A 21,703-nucleotide genomic window follows, 5' to 3' on the forward strand; every position below is an offset into this window, starting at 1 on the left:
TTTTACAATATTTATCGAATGAAGTGAAAGCAACCATTTTACACGGTATATTTTAGGAGTTCATATCATACATAAGGAGGATTTTTTTATGAATACTAAGAAAATATTATTATCAACAGCTATCTCTTTGGGACTCATTGGGGGATTATTATCCCTAGCGTGTCCGCAGCAGTAGGCCCTTCTCCAGAAATTACACCTGTTGTACAAGTAAACGGAGTATCCTACAGAACGGCTACGTTGCAAAGTAATTATTCTTATGCGTTGTCAAATTACCCTGGAGATACTTATAAAGTGGCGAGCGGAAATGTCACCGTCTCCGCTTCCGGCGTAGTAACCACCACCACTGCAACGAATGCAAGAGTTGAGATTTACGCCGGTAACGGTAAATTGAGAATGGTGTATACCATTAAGGTAAACTAGGAAAAACGGACGGGCTGAGGTTACCTCTCCTGATTGCTACTCAATGTCCCGTTCTTTGAACTTTAAAAGATCACTGGTGCTTCCCATGACCAGCGATCTTTTTTTATTTCCACTTATGATATTTGGCCCACTCTTTAGCAGTCTCTTGATAACTCATTTGTTTGTTCCATAAAGTATGGTTGATTTCCCAATCATGCATGGCTTACTGATACGTTTCAAGAATTCTAAAGTCTAATACATACGCATAAAAAACACCTGAATGACTTTTACCAGCAGGATATCAACCATACTTTTGAAAGTATAATTCATCTGGTCTATTCTGTAATTATTAATAGAAAAATTTCCTTAGGTCTGATAGACTACTATAAAACATGATTTTCTTTCAAAAAAAATCTGATCAGCTAACAATCTAAAATTGAGGAGATTTCTATGAGAACCGCTATTTTCCAGTTAATATTCATTACCTTATTTCTATTATCTTCAAACTGGGCTTTTGCTTCTTCCGATCCCAAAGCCCAGTTTAACCAAAGGTACCCTAATGAAAAAATCGCTTTAATTAAAACAGAAGATATCAATTCTGATAAGAAAACAGAAAGTTTTATTCTAACGAAATCAGGAAAATTTTATCTTATAAATTCAAAAGGTATAATAGTATTTATACAAGATGAAATATATTCGGATGAGTCTTTTGAAGAACCTAATATTCAAATATTTTCACCTGCTAAAAACGAAAAACACGTAGCTGTAACTTATAATTATGCCCCATCAAATACAAAATTGTATATCTACAAACTGGAAGATGGGACATTGAAACAAAAACTGTCTATTATGGGGGATTTAGAAGTTCGCATAGAATCAGATGGTGAGGTATTAGAATTTTGGAAGAATTACCGCCCGGTTGTAGGTGGATGGGATTTAGCACTTGCAACATACAAATGGGATGCTAAATATGGTAAGTATAGAGGCAGTGGACAATTACCTTGAGTTATATCAACTGCCAGTCATTTTAATTAAACACAAAAAATACCCTGCCACTATAAGCAGGGTATTTTATTTTATTTAGAGTATTCACTTACTTCAAACGTTAGGATACGATCATACAGCATATAATCCTTTCGGCTGCTGAATGGGCCTTTATTGTTATCATGCTTATTAATAGCATATAAAGCAGATCCTGAACCAGCCTGTTTGCCTTTATACCAAGCAATAAAGTCATTTACCTCTTTCATGCTTAGGTCAAATTCCTTTTCTAAACCAGTTGTCATGGTGACTACCAGGATGGCACGGTTACCAGAAGGTTGTTCTGGATCTGGTTGAGACGGATTTTCTGTACCTGGATCAGGCTGAGACGGATTACCTGTACCTGGGTCAGGCTGAGACGGATTACCTGTACCTGGGTCAGGCTGAGACGGATTACCTGTACCTGGATCAGGCTGAGACGGACTACCTGTACCTGGGTCAGGCTGAGACGGATTACCTGTACCTGGATCAGGCTGAGACGGATTACCTGTACCTGGATCAGGCTGAGACGGATTACCTGTACCTGGATCAGTTGAGTAACCAAATACATTGAATTCATGAATTGTATAAGGGTGTCCATTTTCATGAGTGAAAATAATATAGGAAACCTTTTTAGCTTGGACATCCAAAGAAACTTCAGTTGGAACTTGGTAACCTAATCTAGTAGAGTAAACTTTGCTTCCATCTGAATTGAAGACTTGAAGTAAAGTAGTTGCGCCAGTCGTCTGGTAATCTAGGCGAATTTGAGAGACATCAGTTGGAGTATCAAACTTATAATAGACTCGTTGTCCACTTATCGTTTCTCCAGTATCCATGTTATTGTCAGTCAAATTATTAGTAATCCTTGCTATTCCTGTATTTCGTAAATTCATTATAGATATTGGTTTGTTATCTAGTAAGCCCCCTTGATATATATTGGCATTAGCCTGTACATTGTTAGGCGAAAGCAAAACTAAAAAATAAAGCAGAGCTAAAGTTCCACAAAATATCCTAACCGCACAGCTTTTTATAAGACCTTTTTCCTTATTCACCATTGCTGTCATCCATTTTCACCCTCTATAAGATTTATAATACATCAATCACATGAAATCATATCTAAAACACATAAAAAAGACTTCCTAATATACAATATGCACCAAATGAAGACCCTTCTCTATATCCACTCATTCAAACAATTTAGAGTATATAAGATTCGAGCCAACCAACACAGGTTAGCGAGGATTTTTCTATTTAGAGTATTCACTTACCTCAAACGTCAGGATGCGATCATACAACATATAATTATTACGACTGCTGAATGGCCCTTTATTGTTGTCATGTTTATTAATAGCATATGAAGCCGATCCAGTTCCTGCTTGTTTTCCTTCATACCAGGCAATAAAGTCATTTACCTCTTTTATACTCAGGTCAAATTCTTTCTCCAAACCAGTTGTCAAGGTAACCATCAGAATTGCACGATTGCCTGTTGGTTGCTCAGGGACTGTTTGCCCATCTCCTTCTGGAGTTGCAGATGCTTCATTAGAGTATTTGGAGTCCACACCATTTACTTTAGCACTCACAATAAAGTAGTATTTTATTCCATTGGTTAGGCTCGGAATAACGAAGTTGCCATATGCATCTTTTGTTGCTGTTACCGTTTCAGTGTATTTGCCTGATTCTGTTCCATATTTTACTGTATAGTTTTCTGAGTTTTTAATCTGATTCCACTTCAATGTAACCTGACTATTCCCTGCCTCGGCATTTAGATTAATTTGTGAAACATTGTAATCAATGAGCTTTCCATCAGAGTCTATATCTATAGCATCAAATCGGTAATCGTAAACGACATAGTTTTCTGACGGAGTCTCAGTCCAAATTTTAACGACGTGTACACCTTTTTTTAGACCTATTTTCTCATAAGCTAAGCGTTGGTGCGACCAAGACTCTCTATACGCAGTAAAGTATTCTACATTACCATCTATGCTAATCCCTACTTTTTTAGTATATGAATCTGACATATTGATAATTAGTCTAATTTTTGTTCCATCGAATTTAAAATTAATAGTACTTGGCTTATTATGAGCAGCTCCTAACACTGTCTTGTTATAGTCTTCTGCATCCTCTATTTTAACCATGTCATTACCATAAATTAATTCTGGTGATCGATCGTCATACCGAGTCCATCCAGGTTCAGGTGTATCCAAGCGTTCTCCAACTTTTGCTGCAAAGACGCTCATGTTAGAAAAGAGAATCGATGCAAAGAAAAATATACCTGCAACAACACCTATTTTTTTAAAAGAAATCCATTTCATTTTATAATCCCCCCAGTGATCTATTGAACAGATACTAAGGTAATATATTCCTAAAATTATGTCTAAACATACATTTACTGATTTATAAATATAACACATATATTCTCATATATATTTTTTATTGGATATAAAATTAGATTTCTACCCGCTACTAAACTGATTAGTCCTTTGCCTTATCTCACCATGAATCTTACCTTTGCGTCATCAGCATACTATTTAATTAACTTCAAGGGAGCGTTGATCCCAATCTGCCTAAGAACTAAACTGCCTTATTGCTTCTTTAGTAGTGATAAGAATGAAATCTTATTAGAAACCGAAATACCCCAGTTTATATGTTGCTTTGGGAGTCAAGTTCTTAACAACTGAAATCATAAATATGTTTCTCAAATCATGAATAAAATCCGTTTAATTCCTCTGCGGAAGATTGCAAAGCGAATTCAACATAACTACTAATCTCGACGATCTAAGTAAGTTATTAATAAATGTGGAAGATCAATTGAAAATCACCTTACTTGAAGCCATAAGCATTATGTAAAATACCATCGTGAACATACCTTTAAGATTTTTATGTATTATAAAATTATATATGAGGTGTTGGCGATGAAATCAGTTACGGCAGTCTTTATTCACAACGATGGCGAATACTTAATCACCAGACGAATCCCGATTAAAAACTAGCTGATACAAGTGGGAGTTTCCTAGAGGAAAGTGATTCAATGAAACACTTGGAGAATCTGTTAATTCATATGGTGATGGTTCATTAAAATTAATTGCATTTTGGGCTACATGGATATCTGGTGAAATTCAATTAATAGATCATGATCAATTACGTTGGGTCAACAAAGAAACAATACTCCAATATGATTTCTTACCTGCAGATTTACCATTTGTGAAACAGCTTAGTAGAGGCGATAAACCTCGAAAATAAATTCATGATATCAAATACGTTAGCAAATTATAATCGCTCCCTTATAAATGCTACTTCCCTCCATTTTTTCACCCTCTACAAACAACAAAAAACCCTTGCTTAGCAAGGGTTTTTGAGGAAATGGGCCCTGAGGGACTCGAACCCCCGACCAATCGGTTATGAGCCGACCGCTCTAACCAACTGAGCTAAGGGCCCTCAAAAAAACATGTATATTCACGCTACATATTCGTAACAGCAACGTTAATTAATATACAACATTTTCTTGTGTTTCGTCAATAGTTTTTAGAAATTTTCTTTTTAAAAATTATTTTTGTAAACCTATGGAATAAATCGGACACCATAACGACCTTTGCGCGAGCGGTACACCTCCACTGCGCGGGGATCATTGTAGCCATACATCCAGCCATCATGCTCCAGCCTTTTTGCCAAACATCCTGCCTGAAATTTAGTCGTGTACAGTCTGCCATAGTAAACCCAATACATCCGAACTCCCTCTTTTCACATGTATAGTAGGAGTTAGTGTAACCGGATCGAATTCGATTTACACAGCTTGATTACTAACAATCTGCACTGGATGGCAATGAGTCTGTGGCGCACTACTTATTAGCTCCGTTGTCTCTCTAATACTCAGCCTTATTTGCCAAAAGAAGCCGGATCCTGACGCCAGGAACGCAGCAGTTCCATCTCTTCCTGCTGAATGGTTCCTTCACGCAAGGCAACCTCCATCAAGGCGGTGTAATTGGACAAGGTTTGCAGCTTCACACCTGCTTCTTCAAAAGCTTGAGTGGCTTTGTCCAGCTGGTAGCTGAAAATAGCCAATACAGCTAACGGCTGAGCTCCTGCTTGCTCTACGGCCTGTGCTGCTTTAATGGAGCTTCCCCCGGTAGAGATGAGGTCTTCGATAACCACAACCTTTTGTCCGGCGCTGATGCGGCCTTCGATTTGGTTTTCCTTCCCGTGTCCTTTAGCTTTGTCTCTGACATAAGCCATTGGCAGATTTAGCTTTTGTGCCACCCAGGCGGTATGAGGAATTCCTGCTGTGGCTGTACCAGCAATGACCTCGGTTTCAGGGTATTGTTCACGGATGAGAGCCGCAAAAGAATCTGCGATTAGTTCACGCACCTCTGGGTAAGACATGGTCAGGCGATTGTCACAGTAGATAGGGGATTTAATACCGGATGTCCATGTAAAAGGCTGCTGTGGACGCAATGCCACTGCCTGAATGCGTAACAGATGGGATGCAATTTGCTCTGGGATATTGTTTAATGTAGTCATACTTGTATCATCTCCTCAATAATATGTTTCGCTGCGGCGCGTGGGTCTGGTGCCGCCGTGATCGGCCGTCCAACGACGATATAGCTGCTGCCCTGGGCAATGGCTTGTCCGGGTGTAAGCACACGCGACTGATCACCTGTAGCACTGCCTGCCGGGCGTATGCCAGGGGTTATGGTTTTAAAGTCCGCTCCGCATACCGCACGAATTGCAGGCACTTCTAATGGGGATGCGACCACACCGTCCAGCCCAGCCTCACGTGTCAATTGTGCATAACGAACGACAGCATCCTGCACCGTGCCCGGAATGCCCAACTCTGTATTCATGGTCGTCTGATCCGTGCTGGTCAGCTGTGTGACTGCAATAATGAGCGGCATGGTAAGTGAGCTGTCTGCGGAAATCGCTGCTTCGGCTCCGGATCTGGCGGCCGACATCATACTGCGGCCTCCAGCAGCGTGTACGTTAAACATATCCACCCCTAGACGGGTAATACTCTCTGCCCCTCCCCGTACCGTGTTAGGGATATCATGCATTTTCAAATCCAGAAATACGGAGTATCCTCTTGATTTTAATTGTTCTACAAAAGCTGGCCCTGCGCTATAAAACAGCTGCATACCCACTTTTATATAACAAGGAATTCCCTCCAGCTGCCGAATTAACTGCTCTGCTTGTTGTGCATCCGGGTAATCTAGCGCAACCATCAGCCGTCCTGCCATCTGCTGAAATGCTTCGTTCACCGTTCTACCGCCCCTTTTCACATCAATTCGGGTATATTTGCCCGTGATAAAGGACATCCGTCAGCAAATGCTGATGAATGTCCTTCCCATTACCACTTATTTTGCTTATCTATTCATAACGCGTTAGTTGCTCAGAACTGGCATCGATTCGGATGTGAAGTTAATCGTCTCCAACATTTTTAACAGAGCGCGCACTGTATCCAGCGAGGTCATGCAGACAATGCCGTTTTCAACTGCTTCGCGGCGGATGCGGAATCCGTCACGCTCTGGCGTTTTGCCTTTGGTGAGCGTGTTGAAGACAAAGTTGGCTTCACCTGTACGGATCATATCCAGAATATTCGGATTGCCCTCACTTAGCTTGTTAACAGTGTTCACTGGAATGTGGGCCTGTTCCAAGGCAGCTGCTGTTCCACCTGTAGCAATAATTTTGTAGCCCAGTCTATAAAAGCCCTGCATCAGCTCGACCGCTTCTTCCTTATCCTTATCCGCCACTGTGATGATAATCGCCCCAGTAGATGGAATTTTCATACCTGCGCCTACGAGTCCTTTGTACAATGCTTTCGCATACTGGATATCGCGTCCCATAACTTCACCTGTAGATTTCATTTCAGGCCCCAGTGTTGGCTCTACACGACGCAGCTTGGCAAAGGAGAATACAGGAACCTTAACCGAGACATAATTACTTTCAGGCCATAGCCCTTCTGTGTAGCCTGCATCTTTGAGCTTACCGCCCAAAATTGCCTGTGTCGCCAGGTTAGCCATCGGAATATTCGTTACTTTGCTTAGGAAAGGAACCGTCCGTGAGGAACGAGGGTTAACCTCGATGACATACACCTCATCCTGATGAATGACGAACTGAATGTTTACCAGACCAATCGTTTTCAATTCCTTGGCGATGCTGATCGTAATGTCCACGACTTTTTGCTTCAGCTCGTCAGACAAGTGTTGTGGCGGATACACTGCGATCGAGTCACCCGAGTGAACCCCTGCCCGTTCCACATGTTCCATAATCCCAGGTACCAAGACCGTTTCACCGTCACAGATGGCGTCAACCTCAACTTCTTTGCCCAGCATATAACGGTCGATGAGCACAGGGTGTTCTGGATTGATTTTAACCGCTTCTTCCATGTACCGCAGCAATTCCGTATCTGAGTACACAATTTCCATAGCGCGTCCGCCCAGGACGTAGGATGGACGTACCAGAACCGGATACCCCAATGCTTGGGCAGTTCCTACCGCTTCATCTACCGACGTGACCGTATTACCTTTAGGCTGGGCGATAGCAAGGCGAGACAGCAGCTGTTCGAACTTTTTCCGGTCTTCTGCTTCATCGATACTTTCCAGACTCGTACCCAAAATATTTACGCCTGCCGCACTAAGTGGAGCTGCGAGGTTAATCGCCGTTTGACCGCCGAACTGGACGATGACACCAATCGGTTTTTCCTGCTCGATGACATTCATTACATCCTCGAAGAAAAGTGGCTCAAAGTAGAGACGGTCAGATGTGTTGAAGTCTGTAGATACAGTCTCCGGATTGTTATTAATAATTACCGCTTCGTAACCCGCTTTTTGAATAGCCCACACCGCATGCACAGTAGAGTAGTCAAATTCAATCCCCTGCCCGATTCGGATGGGTCCTGAGCCGAGTACGATGACTTTCTCTTTGTTAGATGGAATCACTTCGTTTTCCACCTCATAAGAGGAGTAGTAGTACGGAGTTGTGGCTTCAAACTCGGCCGCACACGTATCTACCATTTTGTAGACAGGACGCAGGTTTTGATTTAGACGGAATTCACGAACCTCGGGTTCGGTTGTCATACTCTTGCGTTGACCCATACTGCGAATCTCAGCAATGGAGCGGTCAGTAAATCCTTTTCGTTTGGCCTGATAGAGTGTTTCATAAGTCAACTCAGACTCTTCTGCGATAGTGGATTCAAATTTGACAATTCCCTCTACCTTGTCGAGGAACCACCAATCAATTTTAGTTATATCCTGAATATCTTGTTGCTTCCAGCCGCGACGGAATGCCTCGGCTACCAAGAACAAGCGTTCATCATCTGCTTTACTCAGACGATCCTTAAGCACCTCATCAGATAGTTGATCGGCACCCTTTAGATGCAGGCGATGTACACCAATTTCCAGAGAACGAACCGCTTTATGGATTGACTCTTCAAATGTACGTCCGATGGCCATGACTTCACCGGTTGCTTTCATTTGTGTGCCAAGTTTGCGGTTGGCAGAAATGAACTTGTCAAATGGCCAGCGTGGTATTTTACTCACGATGTAATCCAATGTCGGCTCAAAGCAAGCATACGTTTGTCCCGTTACCGGATTCACAATTTCATCCAGTGTGTAGCCTAGTGCAATTTTGGCCGCCATTTTGGCAATCGGATATCCGGTCGCCTTGGAAGCCAGTGCCGAGGAACGACTCACCCGTGGGTTGACCTCAATCACGTAGTATTGATAGCTGTGCGGATCCAGTGCAAACTGTACATTACAGCCGCCTTCGATATTGAGGGCGCGGATAATTTTGAGAGAAGCGGAGCGCAGCATCTGATACTCACGATCTGACAGCGTCTGGCTCGGCGCTACGACGATACTGTCACCAGTGTGCACGCCGACCGGATCGAAATTTTCCATATTGCAGACCACGATACAGTTGTCATTGCCGTCACGCATGACTTCATATTCGACTTCCTTCATACCTGCGATACTTTTTTCCACTAAACATTGTCCGATTGGACTGTAACGCAAGCCAGAGCTTACGGTTTCACGCAATTCTTCTTCTGTGGCGCAGATCCCACCGCCTGTACCTCCCAGCGTATAAGCCGGGCGAACGATAATGGGATAACCGATTTCGTTAGCAAATTCCAGCGATTCTTCCAATGTCGTTACAATTACACTCTCCGGCACGGGCTGTTCCAACTCACGCATCAGGTCGCGGAACAAGTCCCGGTCTTCGGCTTTTTCAATTGAATTCAGTTGAGTTCCCAGCAGCTTAACGTTTTCGCGCTCCAACACCCCTGCGCGAGCCAGTTCCACTGCCATATTCAGACCTGTCTGTCCTCCCAGTGTAGGAAGTAGACCATCTGGACGCTCCTGACGGATAATCTGTGTCACAAAATCCAGTGTAATCGGCTCGATATATACTTTGTCTGCCATATTGGTGTCTGTCATGATGGTTGCCGGGTTACTGTTAATCAGTACTACCTCGACGCCTTCTTCTTTGAGCGCTTGACAAGCTTGTGTACCAGCGTAATCGAATTCTGCTGCCTGACCAATAACGATAGGACCGGAACCGATCACGAGTATTTTTTTAAGTTCTGTATTTTTCGGCATATTAGCGCTCTCCTCTCACTGCGGCGGCGATAGCAGCCTGACGCGGTTGCTTTGGTTGATTTCTTTTGTGTTCACGAATCATATCCAGAAAGCGGTCAAACAGGTAGCCATTGTCGTAAGGGCCAGGTGCAGCCTCTGGGTGATATTGCACCGAAAACGCAGGATATTTAGTATGTTTAAGACCCTCGATCGTTTTATCGTTGTTATTAATATGCGTCACTTCAAGCTCAGTTCCTTGGATCGAATCCTCATTCACTGTGTACCCGTGATTTTGTGATGTAATGAAGCAACGGCCGCTCTCCAGTTCTTTCACCGGATGGTTACCACCGCGATGTCCAAATTTCAGCTTTTCCGTATCTGCTCCCGAAGCTAAGGCAAACAACTGGTGTCCCAAGCAAATCCCGAAAATAGGGTATTCTCCTAGCAGTTCAGCCAACGTACGGACAGCATGTGGTACGTCTTTCGGATCTCCAGGACCGTTGGACAGCTGTATACCGTCTGGATCTAAGCGACGAATTTCTTCGGCCGTCGTATCATGCGGAACGACAACCACATCGCAGTCCCGTTTATTCAGTTCGCGCAGGATGCCGCTCTTGGCACCATAGTCAATCAATACGATCCGTTCTCCGTTGCCAGGGCTGCTGTACGGATGAGGTGTAGAAGTCAAAGGAACCTGATTGCGCAGTTCTTCTATGGTCATGTCGGACATCATTTCTTTTAGTTCTTCCACCGGCTGGGAACCAGTCGTCAAAATGCCCTTCATTGTGCCGTGATGGCGAATAATCCGGGTGAGCATGCGGGTGTCGATGTCGCTAATGCCAATGATGCCATATTCCTTCAGCAAATCGCCCACGCTGTATTGAGCACGCCAGTTACTTGGCGCCGGCTCGTAATGTCGAACAGCAAAGCCATGAACATAAGGCCGTACCGATTCAAAATCATCACGAGTAATTCCATAATTACCAATCAGCGGGTAAGTCATGGTTACGATTTGTCCGCAATAAGAGGGATCCGTCAGCACCTCTTGATAGCCTGTAATCCCTGTGTTGAAAACGACCTCGCCTGTTTTTTCACCTTCCGCACCAAATGATGTGCCTGTAAACAGCGTGCCGTCCTGAAGTAACAATCTTGCCTGCATCCCGTCTCACTCCTCTATTTTGTTTCCTGCTATAAGGTTCTATTTTTTAAGTAGTTGTGTATTATTTTGCTTCGTCAGCAGACCATACCAGTTTGCCGTCTACCCAAGTTTTTACCGGCCAGCCTTTGAGCTTCCAGCCTGTAAAAGGAGTGTTGCGTCCTTTGCTGGCAAACGTTTGTGGATCAACTACCTGCTCCTGCTCCAGATCAATCATGGTCAGGTCAGCGGGTGCTCCCTCTTCCAGACGTCCTGTATCAAGGCGGAAGACACGCGCTGGGTCAGTCGTCATACGGCGCACCAGAAAGTCCAGCGTCCATTTCCCGGTAGCTACGAATTTGGTGTACAGCAGTGGAAAGGCCGTTTCAAATCCGACGATTCCAAATGGCGCCAGCTCCAACCCTTTTGCCTTCTCTTCCTCGCTGTGTGCTGCATGGTCAGTTACGATGATATCAATCGTTCCGTCCTCCAGCCCCTCGATGCATGCCTGTACATCACGCGGGGAACGTAGTGGAGGATTCATTTTCCAGTTGGCATCCAGCCCAGGAATGTCCTCATCGGACAATACCAAGTGATGCGGGCATACCTCAGCAGTGACTTTGATGCCAAAAGATTTTGCATGGCGAATCAACCGCACCGATTGCTCTGTGCTGACATGGCATACATGATAATGTGCCCCGGTTGCCTCGGATAGCAGGATGTCACGCCCAACATGGATCGCCTCGGATTCATTGGGGATACCTTTAAGTCCGTGACGCTTGGCAAATTCACCGTCCGTCACCGCTGCTCCTACAACAAGTGTGTTATCTTCACAATGCGCAATGACTGGCATATCCAGCGCTTTGGCTCGTGACATGGCATCTTTCATCATTTGCGCACTCTGCACTCCGACTCCGTCATCAGTAAAGCCGATTGCACCTGCTGCTTTGAGCGCTTCAAAATCCGTCAGTTCTCGTCCCAGTTCGTTTTTCGTGATGGCTGCGTAAGGAAGTACCTTGGCCAGCCCAGCCTCTTGCCCCTTTTTCAGCACCAGCTGAACCGTGTCTACATTGTCCGTAACCGGACGTGTGTTCGGCATGCAGGCAATCGTGGTAAATCCACCTTTCACCGCAGCGCGGCTACCTGTTTCAATGGTTTCTTTATATTCAAAGCCAGGTTCTCTCAGATGCACATGCATGTCGATTAGACCGGGGATGACCAGTTTTCCCTGGGCGTCGATTTTTTCGACATCGAGCTCTTGCCCAGATGCCCCTTCTTCCACAAGTAGGCTAACACCGGCATCCGCATTGGCGATAGCTAAAATTTTTCCGTCGGCAATTAGGATGGATTTCAATTCAGCCTCGCCCTGCTCGTTCAATACGCTTGCATTCATAATTAATTGTTTCATCTGAAATATTCCTCCGCTCAGGTTTTTTGCAACTTTTTCCTACGATCCTGCTGACAGCTTCTACAGCTTCATTGCCCGTTCCATAACCGCCATGCGGATCGGAACCCCGTTGGCCATTTGCGGAAAAATTCGCGATTGCTCGCTTTCCACAACTGCACTGTCGATCTCCACGTTTCGATTCACTGGAGCCGGGTGCATGATAATTGTTCCGGACTTAAGGCTTGCTGCTCTTTCTTCTGTCAAACCGTACTGCTCTCGGTACTCATCCGCTGAGCGCAACATTCCTTCGGCATGCCGTTCCAGCTGGACCCGCAGCATCATGACTACGTCTGCCTGCAATGCTTCTTGCATCGGCACATAAGGCGCGTACGTTGCAAGATCAGATGCCTGCATATTGTCTGGTGCACAGAAGCTAACCTCGGCTCCGAATTTTTGCAAGGCCCACAGATTCGAGCGAGCTACACGGCTGTGCAAAATGTCTCCTATGATGGATACTCTCAAGCCTTTAAGCTCACCGAAAGTTTTGCGCATGGTGTAGAGGTCTAGCAAAGCCTGCGTTGGATGTTCATTGTTGCCGTCTCCCGCATTAACCAGCGGAACACTGACCTTCTCAGCAAGCTCTTGTAGCACTCCGGCTGGCTTTAAGCGAATGACTCCAGCATCAATGCCCATGGATTCAAGCGTACGCACAGTATCGTAAATGGACTCCCCTTTTTCCACACTGGAAGCCGCAGCGGAAAAGTTCAAAACCTGAGCGCCGAGTCGCTTCTCCGCCATTTCAAAGGAAAAGCGTGTGCGTGTACTATTTTCAAAAAACATGTTGGCCGCGAAGCGTGACTGTAGGACTGGAATCAGTTTTTGCGGCTGTGATTCCCAATACTGAGCACGATCCAGAATCGACTCAATTTCATTTCGGCTAAGTTCTTTTAATCCGAGCAGGCTACGTTCTCTAAGTTGACTGGCTGTTGTGATCATACCTATTCCCCCCGGTTCTGAATGATCGTCACTTCGTCCTTACCGTCCGTCTCCTGAAGTGCAACTACGATTTCCTCAGATTTGGAGGTCGGGATGTTCTTGCCGATGTAATCCGGACGAATCGGAAGCTCACGGTGTCCGCGATCTGCTAGCACAGCCAGCTGGATCATTTGCGGTCGTCCGCAGTCCATCAATGCATCCATCGCCGCGCGAATAGTACGGCCTGTGTACAGCACATCGTCAAAGAGAATAACTTTCTTATCATGAACCGATACGTCAGCGGGATTCATCAAAAGCTCTTTTCCATTTCCTTTAGCCTCGGCAACGCTGCTCCGGTCATCCCGGTAGGCTGTGACATCTAGCTCTCCCCATGGAATTGGTGCGCCTTCAATTTCAGCAATTTTTTCAGCCAAGCGCTGCGCCAGATGAACTCCGCGTGTTCGAATACCTACGAGTACGCAATCGTCAATACCCTTGTTTTTCTCCAAAATTTCATGTGCAATCCGCGTTAATGCCCGACGAATCGCAATTTCATCCATCAGTACATGTGTTTCAATACTCATGCTTCCAGCCTCCTCAGGTGATGTTCCCTTCAGACCTGGTCCCGTGTTCGGATACAAAAAAGACTCCTTGCCCAAGTTTGGCAAGGAGTCTCGTATGAACAGTCTTCCACTGTTCTCCGATCTGTCGGACACACTGAAGACATACCGCCGCAGCGGATGCACTGATCAGTGATCCATTCACGTTACCTTGCCAGCCTCACGGGACTGATTTAAAGGTGCTATTCAGGATTTCCTTTGTCCTGTTTCTCATAGTGTGAGATGGTTAACCATCTCTCGGACAAAGTCCATCGCAACTACAAGAAGTATGACAGATTGAAAATCTCGTGTCAACACCCGTTCAACCGGAACCACCGGAAGCACTTTAATAATTATACATCCTCATTGTATAATTATCCATAGTTGTTTTTACCCATTCCTATTCAGACAATAAAAAAACCGCCATTTAGGCGGTTATACTTAATAATTTATTCAAGTTTTTGAATAGGAAAGCAGAGCAAATCATCATTATTTTAGCGACTACGCAAGGACGTTAATACGTCCTCCATATCAGGAGGGACCGGTCTGCTAAATTCTAAGTACTCTCCAGTAGTTGGATGCTTAAATCCCAGAACCGCTGCATGTAGCGCTTGGCCATCCATACGAACCCCTTTACTGCGTCCATACATAGGGTCGCCAACCAATGGATGTCCAATGAATTTCATGTGAACACGAATTTGGTGTGTCCGTCCTGTCTCCAATTGAAGTTCAAGCAGGGTATAATCACCTAACCGTTCAATGACGAGAAAATGGGTAACTGCATGCTTGCTGTTGCGTTCCGTAACCGTGAACAATTTACGGTCACCTGAATCACGACCAATCGGAGCATCTACGGTTCCCTGATCGTGACTCAAATGACCGTGGACCAATGCTATATATTTCCGAGTCACGCTATGATCCTTCAGCTGTGCTGCAAGTGATGCGTGGGCCTGATCATTTTTAGCTGCCATCAGCAGTCCTGATGTATCTTTATCAATACGGTGAACAATACCGGGACGTAATTCCCCGTTGATGCCGGAAAGGTCATGGCAGTGGTACATCAGTGCGTTGACCAGTGTTCCCGAGGAGTGTCCTGGTGCAGGATGCACAACTAGACCACGTTGCTTGTTAATGACAATAACGTCCGAATCCTCGTATACGACATCTAGCGGAATATTTTCCGGCATAATATCTACACTTTCTGGTTCAGGTACCGATAGTACGATATGATCTCCTTCAGCCAGCTTGTAGTTCGCTTTGACCGCCGCACCGTTCACCAGTACCCGACCATTCCCGATCCACAGCTGGATCTGGGAACGAGACACTTCCTTCATTTCTTCGGCGATGTATTTGTCTATACGTGTTTTGGCATCCCCTGAATCCGCTGTCCATTCCAGAGATTCACCCTCCAGTTCGTCCTCATAAGACAGACCTATGGCTTCGCCGTTTTCATTCACTTCGTTCATGCTATGACTTCCCTTCAACGCTATCATTGCCATTCCCTTTTTCCCGACGCGATTCCAGCAATGTATCCAAAATAATCAGTGCAACACCGATGACAATTGCCGAGTCTGCCACATTAAAAATCGGGAATGTGTAGCTTCCAAAATTGAACTGTGCAAAATCAACTACTTCTCCAGAAATAGCTCGATCCAAAAAATTACCAACCGCTCCCCCAAGCACCAAACTTAGCGCAACAGGAAGTAGTTTTTGCCCAGCTCTGACCGTTTTTCTCAGGTACCATACGATACCGATCACAACTACAATTGTAATCACGATAAAAAGCCAGCGTTGCCCTTCCAAAATCCCAAAAGCGGCTCCGCGATTACGATGAGAGGTGATTAAAAAGAAATTGCCGATGACTGGTATTTGCTCGTACAATTCCATCCGCGTAGCCACCAAATATTTGAAACCCTGATCAATCAAAAAAATAATTAGCGCAATACCAAAATAAATCACAGTCCTTCGTCACTCCGATCCGCTTATATCCGTTGTCGAACCCATTTATTGTAGCATAAGCCTTCTCAGATCGTCCACGAGTCCTGCAGGCTATCGAGCATAGTCCTTAAATGGAATGAACTCAATCACATTTGATTAGAATTTCCTATGTAAAAGAGGTCTTCCCGGTGCACACTACAAGGAGCATACCTGACACATTGCATGCATGTAAATCTAGAACAAGGAGAGGATTCCATGTCCCCATTGACCGAGCAACAACTGCAGGGCTTGCGTAACGAACTGCTGGAACGCAAAAAGGAAATTGAGCATCGTTTGCAAAACAACGACCATTATGGACTCGGCGATTCTCAACGCGACCAAACCGGTGAGCTTTCTCCCATCGATAACCATCCAGGCGATCTAGCTACCGAAACCTATGAGCGAGCCAAAGATATTTCCTTACTGGAGCATGACGAGTTTCAATTGGAACGTATCAAATCAGCCTTGATGGCTATGGATAAGGGAACCTATGGCATTTGCGCCGCCAGCGGCAAACCCATCCCCTATGAACGCCTGTTGGCTGTTCCCTATACCATTTATTGCAAAGAATACAGTCCTGAAACAGAAGTATCCAACAACCGTCCGGTGGAGGAAGAATTTCTCGCTCCCGCGTTCGGTAGAACAAGCCTGGATGAGCGTGAAGAACAAAACGGCTTTGACGGTGAAGATGCTTGGCAGATCGTTGAAAATTGGGGAACCTCTAACACCCCGGCCATGGCGGAAAGTGGTGAAATCCACCGCTATGATGATATGGAAATTGAAGCTGGCGATGATAATATGGGCTTCGTAGAGCCATATGAAAGCTTTGTCGCTACTGACATTTATGGCAGAAATGTATCCATTGTCCGCAGTTCTATTTATCAGCGTTATATAGAAGATGGCGAGGGTGAAGGTCTGCTGGAGCCAGATTTGCACGAGGACGAATCGGAAGCTTAAAAGTGAAACGCCCTAGTAGGTAGTAAGCTCTAATTGTCGCTGTACGATCCGTACAATATCAGCGATATAATCACCGATAATCGGCAAATTCAACGCTCCGAGCACTTGCAGCACATAAATTATGGTAGCGGCAAAAAAAGTAAACCCTAGCGCAATGCCGATTCCACGGGAAACACCTGATATTAGGTTTAGCCAAAGTAATCGCCAAGGCTTATTCAGCAGCAAAGCGTAATCTGCAATACGTGTTCGTTCCATCTGCTCTGATACAGCTTGCACCAGCTTTTCCACACGACTTAGTTTCTCTGCCTGGTCACCTGCTATTCCCTTATCTGATGCTATGGCGGCCCCTTCTCCGTTCATCCCTCGGAGACTCCTTCCCAGTCTGCGCCTTGACCGTGCTGTCATATGCACAATCCCCCTTTTCCCATGGCTGCCCCGAAAGCAGCAAACGAGCCGAAGCACGTAACGGAGGAAACCCGTTTCCGATGCTTAGGCTCGTTTTTATATGCTGCCTGTTATTGTATTATGGGACAGGGGGCTTGTAATTATTCCCCAATATGAACGCCGATCGTTTTGCCATTCACTTCTACATGTTCCGCTGGTTCGGCTTGACCAAATGTCACCGTGGTTACCAATACGTTCTCACGCAACACAGAGTCGAAGCTTTCGATCGCCTGACGCAAGTCGTTGTCTACATCCAACGTCAATGCTACATACTTTTCAATCGGCAGATCCAGCTTTTTGCGGTAGTCTTGTACCGCACGAACCACTTCACGTACCCAGCCCTCTTGCTCAAGCTCCGGTGTAATGTCTGTGTTCAACGCTACCGTTAAGCCATAGCCAGAAGCAGAAGCGAAGCCTTCTTTCGCTTTTTTCTCCACCAGCAATTCCTCAGCTGTAACTTGCAACTCTTCTCCTTCTGGAGAAGCCACGTTCAGTACCCCTTTTTCTACAACAGAACGAGTTTCTTCAGCAGACATTCCCTTGAAAAGATTTTGTAGGAATCCGACATTTTTGCCGTATTTCTTGCCTGCCACTTTCAAATTCAGCTTCAATGTAAAATCTACAAATCCGCTATCGTCCGTCTCAACATGAATATGCTTCACATTGATCTCATCTTTGATGATTTCCTCATAGCCACCCAGGTCAAAATCCTGATCCATAGACAGAATCAACTCAGACAACGGTTGACGTGTTTTCAAACCCGTTTCGTTACGGACATTACGTGCTAATTCAACGACGCGACGTGCCGTTTCCATATCTCGCTCCAGTTCCAGATCAATTAAGGATTCATTGGCAGACGGATAGTCATCCAGATGAACACTTTCCCCATTGCTCAGGTTGAGGTAAATATCCTCAGCAAGCAGCGGTGTGAACGGTGCAAGCAGCTTCGCCGTCGTTAACAGCACCTCCGTCAGTGTGCGGTACGCATCCAGTTTATCTTCTGTAAGCCCGTTACCCCAGAATCGATCACGTGAACGACGGATATACCAGTTACTCAGTTCATCCACAAACGACTCAATCGCTTTGGCAGAGTTCAGGAAGTCATTGACAGACAATGCTTTGTCCACAACCAAAATTAAGCTGTTCAGACGGGACAAAATCCAGCGATCCAATTTGTGTGCCGATGGCTTGAACGGATGCTGTGCCGGATCAAATCCGTCAATATCTGCATACAAAGTCAGAAATGCGTGTGTATTGACAAGCGTATCTACCAGCTTCGATTTAGCTTCGCCTACGATGCCTTTGGAAAAACGTTTGCTATTCCATGGTGCGCTATCGGAGAGCAATGCCCAGCGGAAAGCGTCTGTACCGTACTCGTCAATTACTTCCCACGGATCGATAACATTGCCCTTCGATTTGGACATTTTCTGACCCTGCTCATCCAGTACATGGCCTGTTGCCATGACAGCTTTGTAAGGAGCTTTGCCAGTCAGCATAGTCGAAACCGCAAGCAAGCTATAGAACCAGCCACGAGTCTGGTCAATCCCTTCACAGATCATATCTGCTGGAAATTGCTGCTCGAACGTTTCATTATTCTCAAAAGGATAATGATGCTGTGCAAACGGCATAGAACCGCTATCGAACCATACGTCGATGACTTCCGGTGTGCGAGTCATTTCGTATTTACCGCATTGGCTACGAACCTTGATATCATCTACATATGGTTTATGTAGCTCGATATCCGCCGGCACGTCCCCAATCGCACGTTCTCTCAACTCAGCAATACTGTGGGGTGCGAACTGTTCTCCAGTTTCCTCACAAACCCAGATATTAAGCGGTGTACCCCAATAGCGATCACGACTGATGTTCCAGTCCACCAGTTCCTCCAAAAACTTGCCAAAGCGTCCTTCGCATACATGACCTGGGTACCATTCAACTTCGCTGTTGTTGGCAATCAGTTGATCCTTGATCGCAGTTGTTTTGATAAACCAGCTGTCCATAGCATAGTACAGTAATGGAGTATCGCAGCGCCAGCAGAACGGATAGCTATGCTCGTATTTTTCCTTGCTGTACAGCAAACCTTTTTCGGATAGCATTTTCACAATATCTACATCGCAATCTTTCACAAAACGGCCTGCAAAATCAGTGATTTCAGCTACATAGTTACCTTCAAGATCCACTACGTTGATAAACCCAACACCATTTTCACGACATACGCGATAGTCATCCTCACCATGTGCCGGAGCCATATGAACGATACCTGTACCGCTGGAGTCTGTTACGAACTTCGCACCCAGAATTTGGTTACCCTTTTCCACCTGAAAATAAGTAAATGGCGGGGTATAGGTTTGGCCTACCAGTTCAGAACCCGATAGTGTGCCAATCACTTCATGATCACCTTTAATTACGGTCTCAACCAGATTTTTAGCAACGATGTATACACCATCTTCTTGCTTCACACGTGCGTATTCCAGCTCAGTGTTGACAGCGAGCGCCACGTGGCTCGGCAAGGTCCAAGGTGTTGTCGTCCAGGCCAGTACATATTCACCACTGCTATGCAGCTTGAATTTGGCCGTGGCACTCAGATCCTTTACATCTTTGTAGCCCTGTGCTACTTCATGGGAACTTAGCGTCGTCTGACAATCCGGGCAATACGGACTCACACGATGACCACGATACAGCAGGTCTTTCTCATGAATCGTTGCCAAAATGTTCCATACGCTCTCGATATAGTTATTGTCCAAGGTAATGTACGGGTGATCAAGGTCTGTCCAGTATCCGATCGCTTCGGTTAAATCGCGCCATTGCTGCTCGTATTCAAACACGCTCGCTTTACATTTTTTAATAAATTTCTCAACACCATATTCTTCAATTTCAGGTTTGTGGGAGATCCCCAGTTGCTTTTGCACACCCAGTTCCACCGGCAGGCCATGCGTATCCCAACCCGCCTTCCGTACGACACGATATCCCTTCATAGTCTGATAGCGGCCGACGAAATCCTTAATTACGCGACCCAGCACATGACCGATGTGTGGTTTGCCGTTAGCTGTTGGTGGGCCCTCATAAAACACAAAATTGGGCTTTCCTTCACGATTGGTAATGGATTTACGGAATGTGTCCTCCTGTTTCCATTTGCTCAGGATGCGTAGGTCACGTGACCGTGCTTTTTCTTTAACATCCACTCTGTTCATAACGTTATACTTCCTCTCTGCTCATCATTGATTGTTCTAGCGCACTTAAAAAAGCAACAAAAAAAGCCCCATCCCTGTAAAAGGGACGAGACTGTGCTCGCGTTACCACCCTGATTCCGTAAATAGACCAATCTAAAAAGACGATCTTGTCACGACTCTCTGAGCCCTACTCTACTTCAGCAGGGCGCCATTATAACGCATGGCAAACGGTGATCGCTTACACACGCCCCAAGTTTAAGCGCTTCAGCTCACTTCTCCGGGAGGATCTTCAGTCATGTTCTGAACGTTGGCTTGCACCGGTAGGCCAACTCTCTGAGGGACAAATCATGACGTACTCGTTCCCATCAACGAATTAAACATGTTAAATTCATCGAAATCTTAAATCAGCAACATCGTTGCCTTGAATAACAACCATCAACCGATAGACGGATAATCGTTGAATTCAGTATAGTATTTACAGTTATAGCCTGTTTAAAGATAAAAGTCAACCCTAACAAGACCTAATAAAAGCTTGTCAGAAATCAAAATTAGTAAATTTCTTTCATTTCACGCTCGCGCTCCAGCACTTCGCGTTCACGGTTTTCAAGTGCTTCCCAGCCATCTTGGCTTAACAAGTCGAGCTGCGCTTCCACCAATGTACGAAACCGTGCTCGGTAAATTGAAGCCTGTTTCTTCAGCTCTTCAACCTCCAACGCGATTTTACGGGATTTGGACAATGCTTCGTTCACAATACGATCCGCATTTTTTTCCGCTTCCTTCACGATCAGTTGAGATTCTTTCTTGGCGTTGTTGCGAACTTCATCAGCTGCTTCCTGCGCGACAATAATTGTCTTGCTCAGTGTATCCTCAATCGTCGCGAAATGATCGAGCTTCTCCTGTACGTTCAACAACTGGGTGCTCAATTCTTTATTTTCACGGATAACGCCCTCGTAGTCCTTGATCACCTGATCCAAAAATTCATTAACCTGATCCTCGTCATAACCGCGAAGCCGGCGGGCAAATTCCTTATTATGTATATCCAATGGCGTTAATGGCATGCCGTCCACCTCCTA

Annotated in this window: 18 protein-coding genes, 1 tRNA gene and 1 other annotated feature; of the genes, 3 read left to right on the plus strand and 16 right to left on the minus strand. The window is 45.2% G+C overall.

Annotated elements, in window-relative coordinates; genetic code table 11:
* Positions 1-159: 159 nt before the first annotated feature.
* On the plus strand, positions 160-420 hold the full coding sequence (locus tag ACH59B_RS16230; protein WP_404302107.1) for a hypothetical protein: 261 nt from the start codon (positions 160-162) through the stop codon (positions 418-420).
* Between the two features lie 429 nt (positions 421-849).
* Positions 850-1,404: a hypothetical protein gene (locus tag ACH59B_RS16235; protein WP_404302110.1), complete on the plus strand. Its 555-nt coding sequence runs from the start codon at positions 850-852 to the stop codon at positions 1,402-1,404.
* A 71-nt stretch (positions 1,405-1,475) separates the two neighbouring features.
* Here the strand turns inward: ACH59B_RS16235 and ACH59B_RS16240 are convergent, their stop codons facing one another.
* From ACH59B_RS16240 to lspA, 13 genes are all read right to left on the minus strand, one after another.
* Positions 1,476-2,483, minus strand: a complete 1,008-nt coding sequence (locus ACH59B_RS16240) for a hypothetical protein (RefSeq protein WP_404302112.1) — start codon at positions 2,481-2,483, stop codon at positions 1,476-1,478.
* A 183-nt stretch (positions 2,484-2,666) separates the two neighbouring features.
* A complete protein-coding gene (locus ACH59B_RS16245; RefSeq protein ID WP_404302114.1) occupies positions 2,667-3,731 on the minus strand; it encodes a fibronectin type III domain-containing protein in 1,065 nt (354 codons plus the stop codon).
* Between the two features lie 1,049 nt (positions 3,732-4,780).
* A tRNA-Ile gene (locus tag ACH59B_RS16250) sits at positions 4,781-4,854 on the minus strand.
* A 123-nt stretch (positions 4,855-4,977) separates the two neighbouring features.
* Positions 4,978-5,142, minus strand: coding sequence for a hypothetical protein (locus ACH59B_RS16255; protein ID WP_010345444.1), 165 nt, complete (start codon positions 5,140-5,142; stop codon positions 4,978-4,980).
* Positions 5,143-5,292: 150 nt separating this feature from the next.
* Positions 5,293-5,934, minus strand: coding sequence for an orotate phosphoribosyltransferase (pyrE, locus tag ACH59B_RS16260; protein WP_404302116.1), 642 nt, complete (start codon positions 5,932-5,934; stop codon positions 5,293-5,295).
* Positions 5,931-6,725: an orotidine-5'-phosphate decarboxylase gene (gene pyrF / locus ACH59B_RS16265; protein ID WP_016821524.1), complete on the minus strand. Its 795-nt coding sequence runs from the start codon at positions 6,723-6,725 to the stop codon at positions 5,931-5,933. The genes pyrE and pyrF overlap by 4 nt, the downstream gene beginning before the upstream one ends.
* Positions 6,726-6,791: 66 nt before the next feature.
* Entirely contained in the window at positions 6,792-10,007 is a 3,216-nt protein-coding gene (carB, locus tag ACH59B_RS16270) for a carbamoyl-phosphate synthase large subunit (RefSeq protein WP_016821525.1), read from the minus strand.
* A 1-nt stretch (position 10,008) separates the two neighbouring features.
* The gene (carA, locus tag ACH59B_RS16275; RefSeq protein WP_404302119.1) at positions 10,009-11,145 is read right to left on the minus strand and encodes a glutamine-hydrolyzing carbamoyl-phosphate synthase small subunit; all 1,137 of its coding nucleotides are present in this window, start codon (positions 11,143-11,145) and stop codon (positions 10,009-10,011) included.
* A 61-nt stretch (positions 11,146-11,206) separates the two neighbouring features.
* On the minus strand, positions 11,207-12,529 hold the full coding sequence (locus tag ACH59B_RS16280; RefSeq protein ID WP_404302121.1) for a dihydroorotase: 1,323 nt from the start codon (positions 12,527-12,529) through the stop codon (positions 11,207-11,209).
* A 60-nt stretch (positions 12,530-12,589) separates the two neighbouring features.
* Positions 12,590-13,504 (minus strand): aspartate carbamoyltransferase catalytic subunit, encoded by a 915-nt coding sequence (locus ACH59B_RS16285; RefSeq protein ID WP_016821528.1) that lies wholly within the window; start codon positions 13,502-13,504, stop codon positions 12,590-12,592.
* Positions 13,505-13,506: 2 nt separating this feature from the next.
* Entirely contained in the window at positions 13,507-14,067 is a 561-nt protein-coding gene (gene pyrR, locus ACH59B_RS16290; RefSeq protein ID WP_016821529.1) for a bifunctional pyr operon transcriptional regulator/uracil phosphoribosyltransferase PyrR, read from the minus strand.
* 509 nt (positions 14,068-14,576) lie between these two features.
* Positions 14,577-15,548 carry an RluA family pseudouridine synthase gene (locus ACH59B_RS16295; RefSeq protein ID WP_107733309.1) on the minus strand — a complete coding sequence of 324 codons (972 nt, stop codon included), beginning with the start codon at positions 15,546-15,548 and terminating at the stop codon, positions 14,577-14,579.
* A 1-nt stretch (position 15,549) separates the two neighbouring features.
* Complete coding sequence (gene lspA / locus ACH59B_RS16300) at positions 15,550-16,041, minus strand: signal peptidase II (RefSeq protein WP_107733308.1); 492 nt, start codon at positions 16,039-16,041, stop codon at positions 15,550-15,552.
* Between the two features lie 234 nt (positions 16,042-16,275).
* On the opposite strand from lspA, the gene ACH59B_RS16305 reads away from it, so the two are divergent.
* Positions 16,276-17,016 carry a TraR/DksA C4-type zinc finger protein gene (locus ACH59B_RS16305; RefSeq protein ID WP_016821531.1) on the plus strand — a complete coding sequence of 247 codons (741 nt, stop codon included), beginning with the start codon at positions 16,276-16,278 and terminating at the stop codon, positions 17,014-17,016.
* Between the two features lie 12 nt (positions 17,017-17,028).
* On the opposite strand, the gene ACH59B_RS16310 is transcribed toward ACH59B_RS16305, so the two are convergent.
* The 3 genes from ACH59B_RS16310 to ACH59B_RS16320 form a co-directional block, all read right to left on the minus strand.
* Positions 17,029-17,421, minus strand: a complete 393-nt coding sequence (locus tag ACH59B_RS16310; protein ID WP_026065489.1) for a DUF5665 domain-containing protein — start codon at positions 17,419-17,421, stop codon at positions 17,029-17,031.
* A gap of 140 nt (positions 17,422-17,561) precedes the next feature.
* Positions 17,562-20,651: an isoleucine--tRNA ligase gene (gene ileS, locus ACH59B_RS16315; protein WP_404302125.1), complete on the minus strand. Its 3,090-nt coding sequence runs from the start codon at positions 20,649-20,651 to the stop codon at positions 17,562-17,564.
* A gap of 78 nt (positions 20,652-20,729) precedes the next feature.
* Positions 20,730-21,008 (minus strand) — a binding site (T-box leader).
* Positions 21,009-21,178: 170 nt separating this feature from the next.
* Positions 21,179-21,688: a DivIVA domain-containing protein gene (locus ACH59B_RS16320; RefSeq protein WP_013311075.1), complete on the minus strand. Its 510-nt coding sequence runs from the start codon at positions 21,686-21,688 to the stop codon at positions 21,179-21,181.
* Between the last annotated feature and the right edge of the window lie 15 nt (positions 21,689-21,703).

This window comes from Paenibacillus sp. DP01 (assembly GCF_044784315.1).
GTDB classification, from domain to species: Bacteria; Bacillota; Bacilli; order Paenibacillales; family Paenibacillaceae; genus Paenibacillus; species Paenibacillus polymyxa.